Source organism: Mumia flava, assembly GCF_002797495.1.
In the GTDB taxonomy this organism is placed as follows: Bacteria; Actinomycetota; Actinomycetes; order Propionibacteriales; family Nocardioidaceae; genus Mumia; species Mumia flava.
In genome coordinates this window covers 467,771-485,762 of sequence record NZ_PGEZ01000002.1, presented here as the reverse complement: position 1 = coordinate 485,762, position 17,992 = coordinate 467,771, and the positions used below count along the sequence as shown (strand labels likewise).

Below are 17,992 nucleotides of genomic sequence, written 5' to 3'. Positions count from 1 at the left end.
CTCTCCCTCCTCAGAACCCGAGGTACGAGTGCCGGAGCGTCTCGTCGCGCCGCAGCGCCTCGGCGGACTCGGTGACGACGACACGGCCCAGGTTGAGCACGATCCCGGTGTGCGCGATCGACAGCGCGCTCGTGGCGTTCTGCTCGACCAGCAGCACCGTGAGGCCGGAGTCGGCCACCAGCCCGCGGACCAGGTCGAAGATCTGCGCCACGATCCGGGGTGCCAGTCCCAGCGACGGCTCGTCCAGGAGCAGCAGTGTCGGCTGCGCGAGCAGGGCACGGGCGATCACCAGCATCTGGCGCTCGCCGCCCGAGAGCGTGTGCGCCTGCTGGTTGCTGCGGTCGCCGAGTGCGGGGAACAGCCCGTAGGCGTCCTTGAGGGTCCGGACCGGCGCCTCGCGGGAGGCGTCGCCGTTGGTGGGTGCGCCCATCATCCCGAGGCGGAGGTTCTCCTCCACGGTGAGCTCGGCGATCACGCCGCGCCCCTCGGGGACGTGGGCCATCCCGCGCCGGACCATCGACTCGACCGGCGCCGACGTGATGTCCTCGCCGTCGAGGGTGACGGTGCCGGCAGCGGGCCGGACCAGGCCGGAGACCGTACGCAGGAGCGAGGTCTTGCCGGCGCCGTTCGCACCGAGGACGGCCGTGATGGCGCCGCGCTCGACGGTGATGTCGACCGAGTCGAGCGCCTTCACCGGCCCGTACGTGGTGGTGAGGTTGCGGATCTCGAGCACCTCAGGCCTCCTTCGTCGTCGGGTCGGCCGGGTCCGTCGGGTCGGCCGACGAGTCGGTCGGGTCCGTCGAGTCGGTCGGCTCCGCCGCGTCGGTCGGCTCGGCCTGCGTGGCGGCGGGATCGCCGCCCTCGACCTCGGCGCCGAGGTAGGCCGCGATCACCTTCGGGTCGTCCTTGACCTGGGCCGGCGTGCCGTGGGCGATCACCTGGCCGAAGTCGAGGACGGTGATCCGGTCGCAGATCCGCATCACGAGGTCCATGTGGTGCTCGACGAGCATCACCGACATGCGACCGGTGAGCTTCTGGACCAGGTCGCCGAGCTCGTCCATCTCCGACTCGGACAGGCCGGCCGCGGGCTCGTCGAGCAGCAGCATCCGCGGCTCGGCGACCAGCGCCCGGGCCAGCGCGACCTTCTTCTGGTCGGGGTAGGGGAGCATCCCCGGGTAGCGGGGCGCAAGGTGGCCGGCATCGAGATCGACGAGCGCCGCCATCGCGCGGTCGCGCAGCTCCCGCTCGTCCCGCTGGCCGCGCGGGAGGCCGAGCGCCGCCGACACGAAGCCGCTGCGCGAGCGCACTGCGGCGCCCGTCATGACGTTCTCGAGAGCGGACATGCCCGGGAACAGACCGACGCCCTGGAGCGTCCGGGCGATCCCGAGACCGGCGAGGTCGTGGGGCCGCAGGCGGCGCAGCGGCTCGCCCTCCCAGGACAGCGTCCCGGAGTCGGGCTTGAGGAAGCCGCAGCAGACGTTGAAGAACGTCGTCTTGCCGGCGCCGTTCGGTCCGATCACACCGTGGACCTGGCCGGGTGCGACGTCGACCGAGACGTCGTCGAGTGCGACCAGGCCACCGAACCGCACCGTCACGCCCTTGGCTCCGAATCCGCCGCTGGCGGGAGGGGCCGGCTCGGGCGGAGGTGCGGGATCCGCCGTCGTCGTGGGCTCGTGGGGAGGGTTCAACGCGAGTCCTTCCGGGGGAGTGAGGAGGGTCACCTGTGAGACCACTCACAGCCGTCGTGGGCACGTACGCTACCGCCTCGAAGGCGGTAAGCAAGCGCTTAGCAACCTAGCCACGAGAATCGTTACCGTTCAGTGACGCGAATCACACGACCGTCGGAGGGCTGGCTTTCCCCAACCGGCGCGGGTGGCGCCCGGAATCCCCGAACAGCCCGCTACGCTGCTGCGATGACCGCCGCCGTACCCGACCCGGACAGCACCCGCGACGGCGATGATGAGACGGCGTCTCAGGTCTCCGACGGACCGGATGGTGGACGCGTCGCGGACCCGGACAGCGAGCCGGACCACGGTCGGCTGCGGGCGGTCCTGCATGCCGCCGTCCAGGCCGTCGGCGGCACCGAACGGCCTGGTCAGGTGCAGATGGCCGAGGCCGTGGCTCAGGCGATCGAGTCCGGCGAGCACCTGCTCGTCCAGGCCGGCACCGGCACCGGGAAGTCGCTCGGCTACCTCGTTCCGAGCCTGCTGCACGACGAGCGTGTCGTGGTCGCGACCGCTACCCTCCAGCTCCAGCACCAGCTCGTGGAGCGCGACATCCCGGCTCTGCTCGACGGCGCCCGTACGGTCCTCGGTCGGACGCCGAAGCCTGCGGTGGTGAAGGGCCGGGGCAACTACGCGTGCCTGCACCGCGTCCGCGAGGGCGCGCCGGACGAGCAGGGCGTGCTCGTCGAGGCGCCCACCGGCTCGCTCGGCGAGGAGGTCGTGATGCTGCGGTCGTGGGCCGAGGCCGAGGCGGAGCGTGCCGGGGTCGGCGACCGTGACGCCGCCCCGGCCCACACGGACCGGGCGTGGCGCCAGGTCAGCGTGCAGGCCCGTGAGTGCCTCGGCGCCGCGCGCTGCCCGTACGCCCGGGAGTGCTTCGCGGAGATCGCGCGCGACGACGCAGCGGACGCGGACGTCGTCGTGACGAACCACGCGCTGCTCGCGATCGACGCGATCGACGGGGTGCCGATGCTCCCGGAGTACGACACGGTGGTGGTCGACGAGGCACACGAGCTGGTCGCCCGCGTCACGCAGGCGTCCACCGCCGAGCTGTCGCCGACGATGGTCGAGCGTGCGGGGCGCCGCGCGCGGGCGCTCGTACGGGGCCGCGAGGCCGACGACCTCGAAGACGCGGCGGACGCCCTCCGCGGTGCCCTGAGCGGTCTCGAGCCGGGTCGCGTCACCGTGCCCCCGGACGCACTCGCCGACGCCCTGTCGTTGGTGCGCGACAGCGCACGTGCCTGCATGTCGGCGCTCCCGAAGGAGTCCAAGGAGGCACCCGGCGAGGGCGACGCGGCGCGCCAGCAGACCCGCAGCACCCTCGACGACGTCCGGAAGGTCGCCGAGAGGATGGCGTCCGCCTCCGAGCTCGACGTGCTGTGGGTGGTCGATCGCGATGCCGCACGGGGCGGTGCAGAGCTGCGGATCGCGCCGATCGACGTCGCCGCGACGCTGCGCGACAAGCTCTTCGCCGAGAACACCGTGGTGCTGACCAGCGCCACGCTGAAGCTCGGCGGAGGCTTCGAGCCGATCGCGCGGACGCTCGGACTGACTCCCGGTGAGTCCGACTGGGACGCGATCGACGTCGGCTCGCCGTTCGACTACGGGAAACAGGCCATGCTGTACGTCGCGCGCCACCTGCCGCCGCCCGGTCGCGACGGCGCGTCGAGCGCCAGCCTGGACGAGATCGCCGCGCTGGTCGAGGCGGCGGGCGGCCGTACGCTCGGGCTGTTCTCGTCGCGACGCGCCGCGGAGGCGGCGACGGAGGCCGTCCGTGAACGGCTCGGCGACGCGGTCGAGGTGCTGTGCCAGGGTGACGCGCAGCTGTCGGAGCTCGCGCGGCGGTTCGTGGAGGAGCCGCGGACCTGCCTGTTCGGGACGCTGAGCCTCTGGCAGGGGATCGACCTGCCCGGTTCGACCTGCCAGCTCGTGCTGATCGACCGGATCCCGTTCCCGCGACCCGACGACCCGTTGATGAGTGCGCGGCAGCGGCTGGTGGAGCGGCGCGGCGGCAACGGGTTCATGACGGTCGCTGCGACCCACGCTGCGCTGCTGCTCGCGCAGGGCGCGGGACGCTTGATCCGGCGCAGCGACGACCGGGGCGTGGTCGCGGTCCTCGACTCGCGTCTCGCCACCGCGCGGTACGGCTCGTTCCTCGCCTCGTCGATGCCTCCGATGTGGCGGACCACGGACCGCGGCGTCGTGCTCGGCGCCCTCCGCCGTCTGGACGCGGCGGCACCCGCCGGCTGAGCGGACCACTCGCCCGTCGAGCCGTCCTCACTCCCGCCGCCTGCGTGTTTGCGTTGCCGGCAACGCAAACACGATCCGGGCACCGAGGAATCGCGCGTGTCTGCGTTGCCCGGAACCAGGATCCGTTGCCGGCAACGCAAACGTGCATGTGCGCGGGAGGCGGCTGGCGGTGCGGGGGAGCGGGATGCAGAGCGCTACAGCTGAGTCTGTATTCCTTGGCAGGCATATGCCGTGGAGTGCATGCTCGTCGCATGGCCGGCTCACCGGATGTCTTCACCGTGCTCGCGAACCCGACGAGGCGCGACATCCTCGCCCTGCTCACGCACCACGAGCGCAGCGTCGGCGAGCTCGTCGACGTGCTCGGGACGGCCCAGCCGAACGTGTCCAAGCACCTCAAGGCGCTCGGCGGTGCGGGGCTCGTCCGGTTCCGGGTCGACGGGCCGAGCCGTCACTACGCGCTGGTGCCGGATCGGCTGCGTGAGCTGGACGCATGGCTCGCCCCGTTCCGCGAGATCTGGGCCGACCGCCTGGATGCGCTGACCGAGCACCTCGACGCGATGCCCGACAGCGGGCCGTACGACGGGCCCGACGATCGGCCGTACGAGACCAACGACCTGACCGAGGAGACGTCATGACCGAATCGACGACCGCGCGGCTCGGCACGATCAGCCGTGAGGGCGACTCCGTCGTGCTGCGCTACACCCGCGACCTTGCGCACCCGCCCGAGAAGGTGTGGCGGGCGATCACGGAGTCCGAGCACCTGAAGGCGTGGTTCCCCGCCGACATCATCGGCCAGCGGGTCGAGGGCGCGAGCTTGCGGATCGCGTTCTGGCCCGAGGCCATCGAGCAGGCGGGCGACGAGATCGAAGCCTCGGGTCTCGACCTCGACGACGCGGTCCTGCCGGGGACGCTGCTGACGTGGGATCCGCCGCGGGTGTTCGCGTTCACCTGGGACTCCGAGCACCTCACCTTCGAGCTGGCACCGACCGACGCGGGGACGCGGCTCGCCGTGACCGTCCGGGCGACCGAGCCCGGCCCGCGAGGCTTCGCGAGCACCGCCACCGGTTACCACGTGTGTCTCGATGCGCTCGTCGCCAGCCTCGACGGCGACGACGCGGACATCTTCGACGCCACACGGATCGAGGAGCTCGAGGCAGCGTACGGCCGGCTGGTCTGAGGGAGGCCTGACCCCGCTCCGGGATGCAGGGCGTAGCCCCGTCGGTGCGGCCGCAGCACGAATGGGGCTCGACCGGCGGGGTCTCGTCCCGCACGCAGAACGGCAGGCGTGAGGCCGGGGATGGCCTCACGCCTGCCGAAACTGCGACGCGTGGGGTCAGACGCGCCGCAGGACCGTGGTGACCTTGCCGAGGATGGTGGCGTCGGTGCCGTCGATCGGGTCGTACGCCTCGTTGTGGGGGATCAGCCACACCTGGCCGGCCTTGCGCTGGAGCGTCTTGACGGTCGCCTCGCCGTCGAGCATCGCGGCGACGATCTCGCCGTTCTCGGCCGTGGGTTGCTGGCGGACCACGACGTAGTCGCCGTCGCAGATCGCCGCGTCGACCATCGAGTCGCCGCGCACCTCGAGCATGAACAGCGTGCCGTCGCCGACGAGCGTCCGGGGGAGCGGCATGACCTCCTCGACCCGCTCCTCCGCGAGGATCGGACCGCCCGCAGCGATCCGCCCGACCATCGGGACGTACGTCGGGGCGGGCTTCTCGTCGCCGGCGTCGGTCTCGTCGAACCCGAAGTCCAGGGCGTCGCCGATCGACTTGCGCGCCGCGAGGACGTCGGGAAGGAAGACCTCGAGGGCGCGAGGACGATTGGGGTCGCGCTTCACGAACCCGTTGCGCTCCAGCACCTTCAGCTGGTGCGCCACCGAGGAGACGCTGGCGAGACCCACGGCGGCGCCGATCTCGCGCATGCTCGGCGGGTAGCCCCGCTGCTCGATCGACTCACGGATGATCTCCAGCACGCGTCGTTGACGTGGGGTGAGCCCGCTCGCGTCCGGGGGCCCGTCCGGAAGCTCCGAAACCTCGGCTTTGGTCATGCGGCTGACACTAGACCTGACCACCGACACGATCAAACATATGTTCGACCGCGTGTCGGCGTGTCGAACGGCCGGCCGTACGCGCGCGCCCGCCGCGCGCCCCGCCGCGGCCGAATCAGCGCGCGAGCACGTCCGCGAGCCGCTCGCGGCTGAACACCCACCCCGCGAGCGCGTCCGCGAGGCCGATCAGCCCGGCGGTGTCCGGCGCCTCGCCGATCCGGATCCGCAGCTCGGAGGTGGCGAGGGGGAGCGAGTCGGCGGCGATCCGCTCGCGGATCCCGCTGAGCAGGTGCTCTCCGGCGACGGCGAGCTGGCCGCCGACGACGATGTCGGAGGGGTTGAGCAGGCTGACCGCGTGCGCGAGCGCGGCGCCGAGGATCCGGCCGGCGTCGCGGACGCGGCGGATGGCGTTCGGGTTGCCGCGGGCGATCAGGGCGAGGACGTCGCCGAGCGTGTCGACCTGCTCGCCGTCGGCGGCGAGGTCGCGTGCGATCGCCCAGCCCCCGGCGTACGCCTCGACGCAGCCGAGCTTGCCGCACCGGCACAGCGGCGCCTCGGCGCGTCCCGGCACAGGAGCGACGCGGGTGTGTCCGAGGTCGCCGGCGGCGCCGTTCGCGCCACGCACGATCCGCCCGTTCACGACGAGCCCGGCGCCCACGCCCGTACCGACCTTGAGGTGGAGCAGGTCGTCGACCCGGGGCGTACGGATCACGTGCTCGCCCCAGGCCATCGCATCGGCGTCGTTCTCGACGAGCACCGGCACGCCGTAGCGCGGCTCGAGCAGGTCGGGGACCACGAGGCCGTCCCAGCCGGTCATGATCGGCGGCGACACGACGCGTCCGCTCGCGTGCTCGATCGGCCCGGGCAGGCTGATCCCGAGGCCCCACAACGGCGGGTCGTCGTCGGAGCGCAGCGCGTCGAGTGCGCCCGTGACCGTCGCCAGGACGGCGTCCGGTCCGGCGGAGATGTCGATCGGGACCCGGTCGGTCCGGATCGCGTGCCCGTCGAGGTCGCAGACCGCGACCCGCGCGGCGGACGCGCCGACGTCGGCGACGAGCAGCGTGCCGCGCCCGGCCTGCAGCCGGAACCGCGTCGCGGGCCGGCCCCGCGCACCCTCGATCGGCCCGGCGGTCGTGAGCAGGCCGTGCTCGAGCAGCTCGTCGATCCGGCCGTTGACGGTCGCGCGGGCCCACCCGGTCACGGCGCCGACCTCGGCGCGGGTCATCGGCGGGTGGATCCGGACGAGGCGTACGAGCTCGCCGGCTCCGTCGCTGAGATCGAGTCCTGGCACGGTCCGCTCCTTCTGCAGGCCACTCCTTCTGCTGGTCCGGAACACCATATCCGTACTAGCCGAGACAGAACAACCTTGATTTATGTCTTGACATAGCCATTAATACCGTCTTAACGTCTCGTACATCACATAAAGGAGGGGCCATGAGCCTGAGGAACACCACCAAGCTGCGCATCGCGGTCGTCGCCGTCGCTGCGCTCCCGCTCGTCGCCGCCGGCTGCGGCAGCGACGACGACTCGGCGTCGGGCTCGGACTCGGGCTCGCAGTCGGTCGCCGCGGTGATCAAGGGACTGGACAACCCGTTCTTCCAGACGATGGAGGACGGGATCGACGCGCAGGCCGACGAGGCGGGCGTCGACGTGACCGTCCAGGCCGCGCAGTCGATCACCGACACCACCGGCCAGGCGGAGCGGCTCAGCGCGCTGTCGCAGCAGGACTTCGGCTGCTACATCGTCAATCCGATCACCGGCAACAACCTCGTCCAGGGCCTGGCCCAGGTCGGCGCCAAGGACGTCCCGATCGTCAACATCGACCAGCCGATCGATGCCGACGCGGCCGAGGCCGCCGGCGTCGACCCCGCGACCTACGTCGGGACGGACAACGTGCAGGCGGGCGGCCTGGCCGGCGAGCACATGGCCGAGGTCGTCGGCAGCGGCACCGTCGGGATCATCGGCGGACTCGCCGGCGACGTCACGAGCAACGACCGCGTCACCGGGTTCACCGACGCCGTGGAGGGGACGCTCGACACGCTCCCCGTCGTGGCGGCCGACTGGGACCGGCAGAAGGCTCTGACGACCGCGACGGACCTGATGACCGCCAACCCCGACATCAAGGGCTTCTTCGCGGCCAACGACGACATGGGCCTCGGGATCGCCCGCGCCGTCGCCAACGCCGGCAAGACCGGGCAGGTCGCCGTGATCAGCGTCGACGGCAACGAGGACGCGATCAAGGCCGTCCAGGCCGGCGACCTCGAGGCGACCGTCGCGCAGTACCCGTACGCCGTGGGTCAGCTCGGCGTCCAGGCGTGCCAGGCCGCGATGGCCGGCGAGGACCTCCCGGACACCGTGACCTCGCCGGTCGCGCTGGTGACCGAGGACAAGGCTGCGGGTGCGCTCGAGAAGTTCCCCGAGCCGTTCGAGTCGTTCGACAACCCGCTCGACGCGTTGACCGACTGACGCCGCGACCCTGATACCAGGAGGACCAGATGACGTCTCCAGGATCCGTGCACCCGGCAGCACCGCCCGTAAGGGCTGGTGCGGAGGGTGACGACGACGCCCCGCGCGAGTCGGCGGTCCGCCGGTTCCTCGCCGGCGGGAGCTGGGCCGAGCTGGCCGCACCCGTCGGGTTCGTGGCGCTGGTGATCGTGTTCCAGCTGCTGAACTCGACCTTCCTCACCGAGGGCAACGTCCGCGCGATGCTGTCGGCCGCGGCGATCCTCGTCGTGCTGTCGGTCGGGCAGACGTTCGTGATCGCCACCGGCGGGATCGACCTGGCGATCGCCTCGACGATGACCTTCGGGGCGGTGATGTTCGGCGTCGTGTTCGCCGGCGGTGCCCCGCTGTGGGTCTGCATCCTGACCTCGCTGGCCAGCGGGTTCGCCTTCGGGCTCGTGCAGGGCTTCATCATCGGCGTCGGGCGGATCACCGACTTCATCGTCACCCTGGGTGGGCTCTCGGTCGCCTCGGGCCTGGCGCTGGTGATCTCCGACGGCAAGCCGGTGACGGTGATCGACCAGTTCCTGCTGCGGCTGTCGACGCAGGGCGTCGGCGTCGTGGGCTGGTCGGTCGTCGTCGCCCTCGTCGTGGCGCTGCTGGCGCACGGGCTGCTGTTCCACACCCGGTTCGGTACGCACGTGCTGGCCGCCGGCGGCTCGGCCGAGGCGGCCTCGGCGACCGGCATCATCGTCAGCCGGATCAAGATCGCGGTCTACTCGCTGTCCGGCACGCTCGCCGGTCTCGCCGCGATCCTGCTGATCGCCCGGGTCGGCGCCGCGGAGCCCGCCGCGAACACGCAGTTCCTGCTCAACGCCGTCGCCGCGGTCGTGCTGGGTGGCGTCAGCCTGATGGGCGGGCGGGCCACGATCATCGGCCCGGTCTTCGGCGCCCTGCTGCTGACCGCGCTCACCAACGGCCTGACGCTGCTCGGCGTCTCGCAGTACTACCAGCCCGTCGCCGTCGGTTCGGTCGTCGTCCTGGCGGCCCTGATCTCGAGGTTCCAGAAATGAGCACCAGCACCCTGACCCAGCCCCTGCTGAAGGTCGACGGCGTCTCGCTGTCGTTCGGCAACGTGCGTGCGCTGCGCGACGTCGACATCGCCCTGCGGCCCGGCGAGATCACCGCGATCGTCGGCGACAACGGCGCCGGCAAGTCCACGCTCGTGCGCTGCATCTGCGGCGTGCACAAGCCGGACTCCGGCACGATGTCGCTCGACGGCGACGAGCTCGCCCCGAAGAACCCGGAGGAGGCGCGCGAGCTCGGGATCGAGACCGTGCACCAGAACCTCGCGCTCGTCGAGGACCTGACGGTCTGGCAGAACCTCTTCCTCAACCGCGAGGTCGTCCGCGGGTGGGGCCCGGTCGCGATCCTCGACCGGCGCACGATGCGGCGTCGCGCCGACGAGATGGTCTCCTCCCTCGCGGTGAACGTGCCGGCGGTGAAGTCACGCGTACGGAGGCTGTCCGGCGGACAGCGTCAGGCCGTGGCGATCTGCCGGGCGGCGAGCTTCGACGCGCGCCTGGTGATCATGGACGAGCCGACGGCCGCGCTCGGCGTGCAGGAGACCGCGCGGGTCGAGGCGCTGATCCGCAAGCTCCGCGAGGACGGCACCGCGGTCCTGCTGATCAGCCACAACTTCGACCAGGTGATGCGCTTGTCGGACCAGGTCTGGGTGATGCGCGCCGGTCGCTGCGTCGCGGGACGCCGTACGTCCGAGACCACCGGCGAGGAGATCGTCGCCCTGATCACCGGCGCGCAGGCCGCCTGAGCGCTGCGCTGCCGCACCGCTGTGCTGCCGCCTCTACCCAAGGAGCTGTCATGACCAACCCGCTCGGGATCCACGCCCTGGTCTGGGCCGGCGACACGTCGCCCGCCTCGGTGGCGTACGCCGTGGAGCAGACCCGCGAGGCCGGGTTCGACCTGTTGGAGCTGTCGCTGCACGACTCGCTCAACCTCGACGTCGACCTCGCGGCGGCGCAGCTGAAGGCGGCCGGGCTGTCGGTGGCCTGCTCGCGCGGGCTCGCGTTCGACGCCGACGTCTCCAGCGACGACCCTGCGGTCGTCGCGCGCGGCGAGGAGCTGCTGCACGAGTCGCTGCGGATCACCCAGGGGCTCGGCGGCACGCTGCTGACCGGAGCGCTCTACTCCGCGCTCGGGAAGTACGGGGCGCCGCTGAGCGAGCGCGGCCGCGCGAACGTCGTGACCGTGCTCCAGGGCCTCGCCGACGAGGCGTCGCAGCGGGCGATGACGCTCGGTCTGGAGATCTGCAACCGGTACGAGACGAACGTCGTCAACACGTGCGCGGACGCGCTGCGGCTCGCCGACGACATCGGGCGCGACAACGTCGTGATCCACCTCGACACCTACCACATGAACATCGAGGAGCCCGACCTCGTACGCCCCGTGCGGCTCGCGGGGGAGCGCCTGGGGTACGTGCACGTCGGGGAGAACCACCGCGGCTACCTCGGCTCCGGGCACCTGGACCTGGCGGGGTTCTTCCACGCACTGGCCGACATCGGGTACGAAGGTCCGGTGACGTTCGAGTCGTTCTCCTCGGCAGTGGTCGCCCGCGGGCTGTCCAACGACCTCGCGGTCTGGCGCGACCTGTGGGACGACGGGCGCGACCTCGCCGAGCACGCACGTACGACCATGGCGCTGGGTCTGGAGGCGGCGCGGCGATGAGCGGCGGGCCGGCGGTGCCTCCGGAGCCGGCGGCGCCGGGGGAGCTGACGGTGCGGGGGGAGCTGACGATGCCCGGAGAGTTGATGGTGCCGGCGGAGCTGGTGGAGCGGGCGCGGTCGCTGGCCGTAAGGGCACGGGCGGACGACCGGCGTGCGGTGCTCGGGATCGCGGGGGCGCCGGGCTCGGGGAAGTCGACCCTGGCCGCGGGGCTGGTCGCGGCGCTGGCCGCCGAACCACCGGAGGGCAGCGACGCGACCTGGGTGCGCCAGGTGCCGATGGACGGGTTCCATCTCGCCGACGTCGAGCTCGATCGGCTCGGGCTGCGCGGCCGCAAGGGGGCACCGGAGACCTTCGACGTCGCGGGGTACGTGGCGCTGCTCGAGCGGCTGCACGCGGACGGGTCGGCAGGTGCCGGGCACGGCAGCGCCGTCGTGTACGCGCCGGCGTTCGACCGCGTGATCGAGCAGCCGGTCGCGGGCGCGATCCCGATCGGAGCAGCGACGCGGCTCGTGGTGACCGAGGGCAACTACCTGCTCCTGGACGCACCGGGGTGGCGCGACGTCCGGGCGCTCCTCGACGAGGTGTGGTTCTGCTCCGGGGACGAGGACGTCCGCCGTGAGCGCCTGGTCGCGCGGCACGTGGAGTTCGGGAAGTCGCCGGACGCCGCCCGGGCCTGGGTCGAGCGCTCCGACGAGGCGAACGCGCGCGTGGTGGCGCGCACGCGGGGGAGCGCGGACCTGGTCGTGGCGGTCGGCTGAGTCGCTCCCGGCGACGCGCGTCGGATCTTGCGGCTCCTCCGGAAGCCTGGAATTCCAGGGATGCTGCTGCGGTTCGGGCGGCCGTTCGATAATTTGTTCGACGAGGTGCTTCACTTCTGTCAGTGGCTGGGTCTATCGTCGTACGCATGTTCGATCGAACGCGTGTTCGCCTCTCCAGGGCCCCGAGGATCTGCCTGATCGAGACCCCGCGGATCCGCCTCCACGAGGCCGTGAGGAGCGTCGCGGAGATCGGGCAGGACGCCGACACCCAGACACCGGAGGACACGATGAGCGCCACCGTGACGACCCTCGACACCCCGCTGATGCGCCACCCCGCCGGGCGTCGCCGGCCCGCGTCGCGCGGGGCCGAGCGTCCGGCCGCGGCTCATGCCACACGGGCGGCGCGGCCGACCGCGCCGGTGCGGCCGGGGACCGCACCCGCGCACGCGCCCGAGGCGGAGGTGACCCGGCCGGCGCGGCCGACCGGGACGGCGACGCCGGACCGCTCGACGCGGCCGACCAGGTCCACCACGCGTCTGACCCGGCGCGGCCGGGTCGTGCTGTTCGTGGTCGCGCTCGTCGCCCTGTGCGGGCTGACCATCGGGTTCGGCGCGCAGGTGATCGCGACCGACGAGCCGGGGCGGCCGGTGCCGAGCCGGATGGTGACGGTCGCGCCCGGCGACACGCTGTGGGATCTCGCCCGCGCTGCCAACCCGGACGGCGACGTACGCTCCACGGTGCACGAGATCGCCGAGCTCAACGCGCTGTCGAGCTCGGGTGAGATCAGCGCGGGTCAGCGGATCGCCGTCCCGCTGTACTGATCGGGCTGTGCTGATCAGGCCGCGAGGCGCTCCCGGATCCGGACTCCGACGGCGTGCATGTCGGCCAGCACGTCGTCGCGCAGGTCCGGCTGGGTCTGGTGGTCCCAGCCTGCGACCACGGCGTACGCGAGGGCGTCGCCGGCCGTGCTGACGACGCCGACGTCGGCGAGGATCCCGGCGTCTGTGCCGGTCTTGTTCCACAGCCGGATCTCCGCGTCCGGCGCGCTGTGGGCGAGCGGGTCGAGTCCGAAGGCGCTGGCGACCATCGAGAGGTCCACGCTCGTGCCGAGCCAGCTGCGGACCCGGCGGGATGCCGACGCCCCGAGCGACGTGCCGACCTCGATCGCGACCGCGGCTCCCGCGAGATCACGCGCAGATCCCACGGAGAGCGTCTGCGGATCCTCCGAGCCCCGGTGGTCGCGGACCTTGTCGAGCAGGCGACTGTCGCGCGCGTCGAGCAGGTCGGCGGCGACGTGACTGGCGTCGAGGCCGATCCGGGGGAGGAGGACGTTCGTCGCGAGGTTGTCGCTGACCGACCCGATGAGGGTGCACACGTCGGTCACCGGAAGGGTCGGCGTCGAGAGGTGCTGCCAGATCCCCGAGTCGGCGACGTCGTCGTCGCGTGCGCGGGTGAGAGGCTCGTGCGGGTCGAGGGTGCCGGACTCGATCGCGACCGCCGTCGCCGCCAGCAGGAACATCTTGCCGACGCTCGCCGTCGGCAGGACGCGCTCGGCGGCGTGCCAGGCGAGCGTGGCGCCGCTCGCCACGTCCCGGATCTCCACCGACCACGCGACACCGTCGGAGAGGGCGGGCAGGGCGATCTGCGGAACGGACGTCTCGGCGGTCATCGGCCCGGCTCGCTTCCCGCAGGTGCGTCGTCGGTCGTGGTCCGGTCGGTCGTGGTCCGGTCGGCGTGGCCGAGGTCGCGGTCCGGGGCGATCACGTCCCGGACGCGCTGCTTCAGCTCGGCGGCGTCGGGGAAGCCGCCGTCACGCTTGCGGTTCCACACCGCCGTCCCGTCGACGTCGATCCGGAAGACCCCGCCGTGCGTCGGCACGAGCGCCACCTCGGCGATCTCCTCCTCGAACGTGCTGAGCAGCTCCTGCGCCATCCAGGCCGCGCGCAGCAGCCACCGGCACTGCGTGCAGTACGTGATGGTGACGCGCGGCCCGTGACTCATCGCAGCGGACTCTCGGACCGGGCGGCGGCGTCGAGCTCCGCGAGGAACGCGTCCACGTCGTCGTCCGTCGTGTCCCAGGAGCACATCAACCGGACCTCCACGAGATCGTCGCTCGGGCCAGGACGCCAGTCGTAGAACCGGAACCGCTCCCGTACCCGGTCGGCGACGTCGCGCGGCAGCAGCGCGAAGACCGCGTTGGCCTCCGTCGGCTGCGTCGCGCGGATCCGCGGCCCCTCCGCGCCGGCGGTCGCGGCGCCGACGTCGTCGAGACCGGCCCGCAGGCGGGCTGCCGCGGCGTTCGAGCGGGAGGCGTTCTCGTGCCACAGGTCCCGCTCCGGATCGAGCAGAGCGACGAGCTGCGCGGATACGTACCGCATCTTCGACGCCAGCTGCATCGACATCTTCCGGACGAACTCCACGACCGCGTCGGGGTCCGACCCGTACCCGCTGCTCGTCGTCGCGAGCGCCTCCGGAGCGAGGACGACGACGGCCTCACCGAGCATGATGCCGTTCTTCGTGCCCCCGAAGGACAGCACGTCGATCCCGGCGTCGGTCGTCAGCGCGCGCAGCGGCACCCCGAGCGAGACCGCCGCGTTGGCGATCCGGGAGCCGTCCATGTGGACGACCATCCCACGTCGGTGCGCTGCTGCGGAGAGCTCTTTCAGCTCATGGACACCGTAGACCGTGCCGAGCTCGGTCGACTGCGTCAGCGACACCGCGAGCGGCTGCGCGCGGTGCGGGTCACCGGCGTTCTCCGCGTACCGTTCGAGCGCGTCCAGGCCGAGCCGACCGTCCCCTGTCTCCACGGTGAGCAGCTTCGTGCCGCTCATCCGCTCGGGCGCGGCGTTCTCGTCGACGTTCACGTGCGCGACGTCGGAGACGACGACCGAACCCCAGCGGGGGAGGAGAGACGCCAGCGAGATGACGTTCGCGCCGGTGCCGTTCAGCACCGGGAACGCCAGCGCCTGGGCGCCGAAGTGGTGCCGGACGATCTCCCGCAGCCGCGCGGTCCACTCGTCGTCCCCGTACGCGACCGCGTGGCCGGCGTTGGCGGCCGCGACGGCGTCGAGGACGGCCGGGTGGGCGGGAGCATAGTTGTCCGAGGCGAACGCGGTGGTCACGCGGACCACCCTAGGGGCCCTGCCCACGGGGCTGTCCGACCGACGCGCGCCCAGAGTCAGCTGTCCGCTAGGCACAGCCGTCCGCGAGGCACAGCCGTCCGCGAGGCTCAGCTGTCTGCTAGCAGGGCGTCCAGACGGACGTACCCTTCCTCCATCCCGGCCTCCATCCCGGACTGGGCCATCCCGTCGCGGTCCTCGACGCTGGCGAACGCGCTGACGACCTCGATGCGGGTCCGGTCGTCGCCGAGGTCGACGAACCGGATCGTCTCGAGCGACACGTGCCCGGGCACGCCGTCGAACTCGAAGGTGCGGGTGATGCCGTTCTCCACCGACGGCTCGCCGTGGTAGACGCCGCGGAAGCCGTACACGTTGCCGTCGGTGTCGCGCTGCGTCCAGCGCCAGCGGCCGCCGTCGCGGACCTCGTTGACGCCGATCTCGGTCTCGTACTTCTCGGGCCCGAGCCACTTCTTCTGCCACTCGTCGTCGACGTGGGCGTGGAAGAGCTGCGCGGGTGTGCCGGCGAACGTCCGGGTGATCTCGATCGTGGACGTGCCGGGTGCTGCGGTGACGGTCAGGTCGGACATGGTTGCTCCTGGTGGGTTCGTTCGGTCGGTGTCGTTCTGCTCAGGTGTCGTCGAGGTCGGCGAGGAGCGCGTCGAGCCGGGCGTAGCTGGCCTCCCAGTACGCGCGGTAGTCGGCGAGCCAGTCGGTCGCCTCGCGCAGCGGGTCGGCCTCCAGATGGCTGATCCGCATCGTGCCCTTCTGCGTGCGGGAGACGAGTCCCGCCCGCTCGAGCACCTTGAGGTGCTTGGAGATCGCCGGCTGCGACATCGGGAAGAGCTCGGTGAGGTCGTTCACCGACGCATCGCCGCGTGCGAGCCGCGCCAGGATCGCCCGGCGCGTCGGGTCGGCGAGCGCCCCGAACACAGCATCCAGCTCGTCGTCCGTCACAGCCCGTCTCCATCACCAATAAGTTCTATAACTTGATGGTTCTAGAGTGTGCGCCGTCGAGCACCGTGTCAACCCCCATCGGTGTGGGCGGCGACTGTGCGGCCGCGACCCGGGGCGGAGGCGGTCACGATGTAGTTGCATACTGAAACTCATGGCGTTCGGGAACGAGGCATCACCGGTTCCGGGACCCGGCGGACCGATCGCGGTCCCGCTCCAGCACGGACGCGCCCGTGTCGCGACCTCTCTCCGCTCCGGAAACGCCGGCCTGACCGCACTCGCCGTCGTGGTCGGTGCGGGCGCAGGACTCGGCGCGATCATGTTCCGCTGGCTCATCGAGACCTTCACCCGCGCGTTCACCGGGTACGACGACTACGCCGGGCTCGGTCACGTCGGCAACCCGAGCTTCCCGGCGCTCGGAGCGTCCTTCGTCCTCCTCACGCCGGTCGTCGCCGGCCTGCTCTACGGGCCGTTGGTGTCGTTCTTCGCGCGCGAGGCCCGCGGGCACGGCGTACCGGAGGTGATGGACGCCGTGGCGCGTCGCGGCGGTCGGATCCCGCCACAGGTCGCCGGCGTGAAGGCACTGGCGTCCGCGCTGTGCATCGGCGGCGGTGGCTCGGTCGGACGCGAGGGCCCGATCGTGCAGATCGGCGCCGCCCTCGGATCCAGCGTCGGCCAGGTCGTACGGATGCCCGAGGCGCGCCTGCGCGTCCTGGTCGCCTGCGGTGCCGCCGGCGGGATCGCGGCGACGTTCAACGCACCGCTCGCCGGGGTGTTCTTCGCGATGGAGCTGATCCTGCGCGACTTCGCCGCCCGCGCGTTCAGCATGGTCGTCATCTCCTCCGTCACTGCCAGCGTGATCGCGCGGGCCGCGCTCGGCAACGAGGCATTCCTCGACCTGCCGACCTTCGGTGTCGACAGCTCGGTCCATTACCTCTCCTTCGCCGTGCTCGGCCTGCTGGCGGGCGCGGTCGGGATCGGCTTCGCCCGGATCCTGTACGTGATCGAGGACCTCTGCGACTGGGCGTGGCGAGGGCCGGAGTGGCTGCGCCCGGCCGTCGGCGGGCTGCTGCTCGGAGGGCTCCTGCTGCTCCTCCCCGAGATGTACGGAGTGGGCTACCCGGTGCTCGCGGGCAGCATCGACGGGGCGTACGCGATCGGGTTCCTGGTCGTGCTGCTGGTCGGCAAGATGGTCGCGACGAGCCTGACGATCGGGATCGGCGGCTCGGGCGGCGTGTTCGCGCCGAGCCTGTTCATCGGCGCGATGCTCGGCTCCGCGTTCGGGCAGGGCCTGAACGACGTCGCTCCGGCGATCGCCGGAGCCGCCGGGGTGTACGGGCTGGTGGGGATGGGGGCGGTGTTCGCCGGGTCCGCGCGCGCTCCGATCACCGCGGTGATCATCCTGTTCGAGCTCACCGGCGAGTACTCGATCATCCTCCCGATGATGCTCGCCATCGCCCTCGCCACCGGTGTCAGCCACCTGTTGTCGCACGACACGATCTACACGCTGAAGCTCCGGCGGCGCGGCGTCGACCTGGACGCGCCGCCGCGCTCGCCGGCGATGAGTGCCGTACGGGTCGGTGACGTGCTGGAGCCGGTCGGGCCGACCCTGGCCCTCGGCGCCACCCTGAGCGACGCCGCCGACGCGGTCGCCGCGGCGCCGCACGCGCTGATGCCGGTCGTCGACGCCGACGGCGGGTACGTCGGCGTGGCGACCGCGTCCGCGCTCGCCGACGCGCTGGCGGACGGCGAGCACGACGAACGCAGGCTCGGCTCGGTGGTCGAGACGCCAGGCGCCGTCGGTGTGGACGACTCGATCGGCGACGCGCTCGGGGCCCTCGCGGACTCACCCGGCGGCGTACCCGTGCTCGACGCACACCGTACGGACCTGGTCGGCTGGCTCACGCACCAGCGCGTGCTCGCCGCCCTCCACGCGCACACCTGACCGTGCCGTCG

At 72.1% G+C, this 17,992-nt stretch carries 19 protein-coding genes; 10 read left to right on the top strand and 9 right to left on the bottom strand.

Annotation, left to right across the window (positions count from 1 at the left end):
- Nucleotides 1-10 precede the first annotated feature (10 nt).
- Nucleotides 11-733, bottom strand: a complete 723-nt coding sequence (locus tag CLV56_RS16370; protein WP_039359359.1) for an ABC transporter ATP-binding protein — start codon at nucleotides 731-733, stop codon at nucleotides 11-13.
- 1 nt (nucleotide 734) lies between these two features.
- Nucleotides 735-1,595, bottom strand: a complete 861-nt coding sequence (locus tag CLV56_RS16365) for an ABC transporter ATP-binding protein (RefSeq protein WP_100415301.1) — start codon at nucleotides 1,593-1,595, stop codon at nucleotides 735-737.
- A 318-nt stretch (nucleotides 1,596-1,913) separates the two neighbouring features.
- On the opposite strand from CLV56_RS16365, the gene CLV56_RS16360 reads away from it, so the two are divergent.
- The 3 genes from CLV56_RS16360 (at nucleotide 1,914) to CLV56_RS16350 (ending at nucleotide 5,151) form a co-directional block, all read left to right on the top strand.
- A complete protein-coding gene (locus CLV56_RS16360; RefSeq protein ID WP_100415300.1) occupies nucleotides 1,914-3,974 on the top strand; it encodes an ATP-dependent DNA helicase in 2,061 nt (686 codons plus the stop codon).
- Between the two features lie 251 nt (nucleotides 3,975-4,225).
- Nucleotides 4,226-4,609 carry an ArsR/SmtB family transcription factor gene (locus CLV56_RS16355; RefSeq protein WP_100415299.1) on the top strand — a complete coding sequence of 128 codons (384 nt, stop codon included), beginning with the start codon at nucleotides 4,226-4,228 and terminating at the stop codon, nucleotides 4,607-4,609.
- Nucleotides 4,606-5,151 (top strand): SRPBCC domain-containing protein, encoded by a 546-nt coding sequence (locus CLV56_RS16350; protein ID WP_100415298.1) that lies wholly within the window; start codon nucleotides 4,606-4,608, stop codon nucleotides 5,149-5,151. Before CLV56_RS16355 ends, CLV56_RS16350 begins: the two co-directional genes overlap by 4 nt.
- Before the next feature lie 156 nt (nucleotides 5,152-5,307).
- Here the strand turns inward: CLV56_RS16350 and lexA are convergent, their stop codons facing one another.
- Nucleotides 5,308-6,021, bottom strand: a complete 714-nt coding sequence (lexA, locus tag CLV56_RS16345; RefSeq protein ID WP_039359357.1) for a transcriptional repressor LexA — start codon at nucleotides 6,019-6,021, stop codon at nucleotides 5,308-5,310.
- Between the two features lie 115 nt (nucleotides 6,022-6,136).
- On the bottom strand, nucleotides 6,137-7,312 hold the full coding sequence (locus CLV56_RS16340; RefSeq protein ID WP_039359354.1) for an ROK family transcriptional regulator: 1,176 nt from the start codon (nucleotides 7,310-7,312) through the stop codon (nucleotides 6,137-6,139).
- Nucleotides 7,313-7,455: 143 nt separating this feature from the next.
- Between CLV56_RS16340 and CLV56_RS16335 the strand changes: the two genes are divergently transcribed.
- From CLV56_RS16335 to CLV56_RS16310, 6 genes are all read left to right on the top strand, one after another.
- On the top strand, nucleotides 7,456-8,487 hold the full coding sequence (locus CLV56_RS16335; RefSeq protein ID WP_039359351.1) for a sugar ABC transporter substrate-binding protein: 1,032 nt from the start codon (nucleotides 7,456-7,458) through the stop codon (nucleotides 8,485-8,487).
- 29 nt (nucleotides 8,488-8,516) lie between these two features.
- On the top strand, nucleotides 8,517-9,536 hold the full coding sequence (locus tag CLV56_RS16330) for an ABC transporter permease (RefSeq protein ID WP_039359348.1): 1,020 nt from the start codon (nucleotides 8,517-8,519) through the stop codon (nucleotides 9,534-9,536).
- On the top strand, nucleotides 9,533-10,294 hold the full coding sequence (locus CLV56_RS16325; protein ID WP_039359346.1) for an ATP-binding cassette domain-containing protein: 762 nt from the start codon (nucleotides 9,533-9,535) through the stop codon (nucleotides 10,292-10,294). The genes CLV56_RS16330 and CLV56_RS16325 overlap by 4 nt, the downstream gene beginning before the upstream one ends.
- Nucleotides 10,295-10,344: 50 nt before the next feature.
- On the top strand, nucleotides 10,345-11,208 hold the full coding sequence (locus CLV56_RS16320; RefSeq protein ID WP_039359343.1) for a sugar phosphate isomerase/epimerase family protein: 864 nt from the start codon (nucleotides 10,345-10,347) through the stop codon (nucleotides 11,206-11,208).
- Nucleotides 11,205-11,966, top strand: coding sequence for a nucleoside/nucleotide kinase family protein (locus CLV56_RS16315; RefSeq protein WP_100415296.1), 762 nt, complete (start codon nucleotides 11,205-11,207; stop codon nucleotides 11,964-11,966). The genes CLV56_RS16320 and CLV56_RS16315 overlap by 4 nt, the downstream gene beginning before the upstream one ends.
- A 146-nt stretch (nucleotides 11,967-12,112) precedes the next feature.
- Nucleotides 12,113-12,787, top strand: a complete 675-nt coding sequence (locus CLV56_RS16310) for a LysM peptidoglycan-binding domain-containing protein (RefSeq protein WP_100415295.1) — start codon at nucleotides 12,113-12,115, stop codon at nucleotides 12,785-12,787.
- 14 nt (nucleotides 12,788-12,801) lie between these two features.
- Here CLV56_RS16310 and CLV56_RS16305 read toward each other — a convergent pair whose 3' ends face one another.
- The 5 genes from CLV56_RS16305 to CLV56_RS16285 all read right to left on the bottom strand — a co-directional run bounded on the left by CLV56_RS16305 (nucleotide 12,802) and on the right by CLV56_RS16285 (nucleotide 16,039).
- The gene (locus CLV56_RS16305) at nucleotides 12,802-13,635 is read right to left on the bottom strand and encodes a serine hydrolase (RefSeq protein WP_100415294.1); all 834 of its coding nucleotides are present in this window, start codon (nucleotides 13,633-13,635) and stop codon (nucleotides 12,802-12,804) included.
- Entirely contained in the window at nucleotides 13,632-13,967 is a 336-nt protein-coding gene (locus CLV56_RS16300) for an Rdx family protein (protein WP_039359340.1), read from the bottom strand. The genes CLV56_RS16305 and CLV56_RS16300 overlap by 4 nt, the downstream gene beginning before the upstream one ends.
- A complete protein-coding gene (locus CLV56_RS16295; protein ID WP_211288173.1) occupies nucleotides 13,964-15,088 on the bottom strand; it encodes a threonine aldolase family protein in 1,125 nt (374 codons plus the stop codon). Before CLV56_RS16295 ends, CLV56_RS16300 begins: the two co-directional genes overlap by 4 nt.
- Nucleotides 15,089-15,195: 107 nt before the next feature.
- Nucleotides 15,196-15,672 carry an SRPBCC domain-containing protein gene (locus CLV56_RS16290; protein WP_039359335.1) on the bottom strand — a complete coding sequence of 159 codons (477 nt, stop codon included), beginning with the start codon at nucleotides 15,670-15,672 and terminating at the stop codon, nucleotides 15,196-15,198.
- A gap of 40 nt (nucleotides 15,673-15,712) precedes the next feature.
- Nucleotides 15,713-16,039, bottom strand: coding sequence for an ArsR/SmtB family transcription factor (locus CLV56_RS16285; RefSeq protein ID WP_039359332.1), 327 nt, complete (start codon nucleotides 16,037-16,039; stop codon nucleotides 15,713-15,715).
- Nucleotides 16,040-16,190: 151 nt separating this feature from the next.
- Between CLV56_RS16285 and CLV56_RS16280 the strand changes: the two genes are divergently transcribed.
- Nucleotides 16,191-17,981, top strand: coding sequence for a chloride channel protein (locus CLV56_RS16280; protein ID WP_100415292.1), 1,791 nt, complete (start codon nucleotides 16,191-16,193; stop codon nucleotides 17,979-17,981).
- Nucleotides 17,982-17,992: the final 11 nt, after the last annotated feature.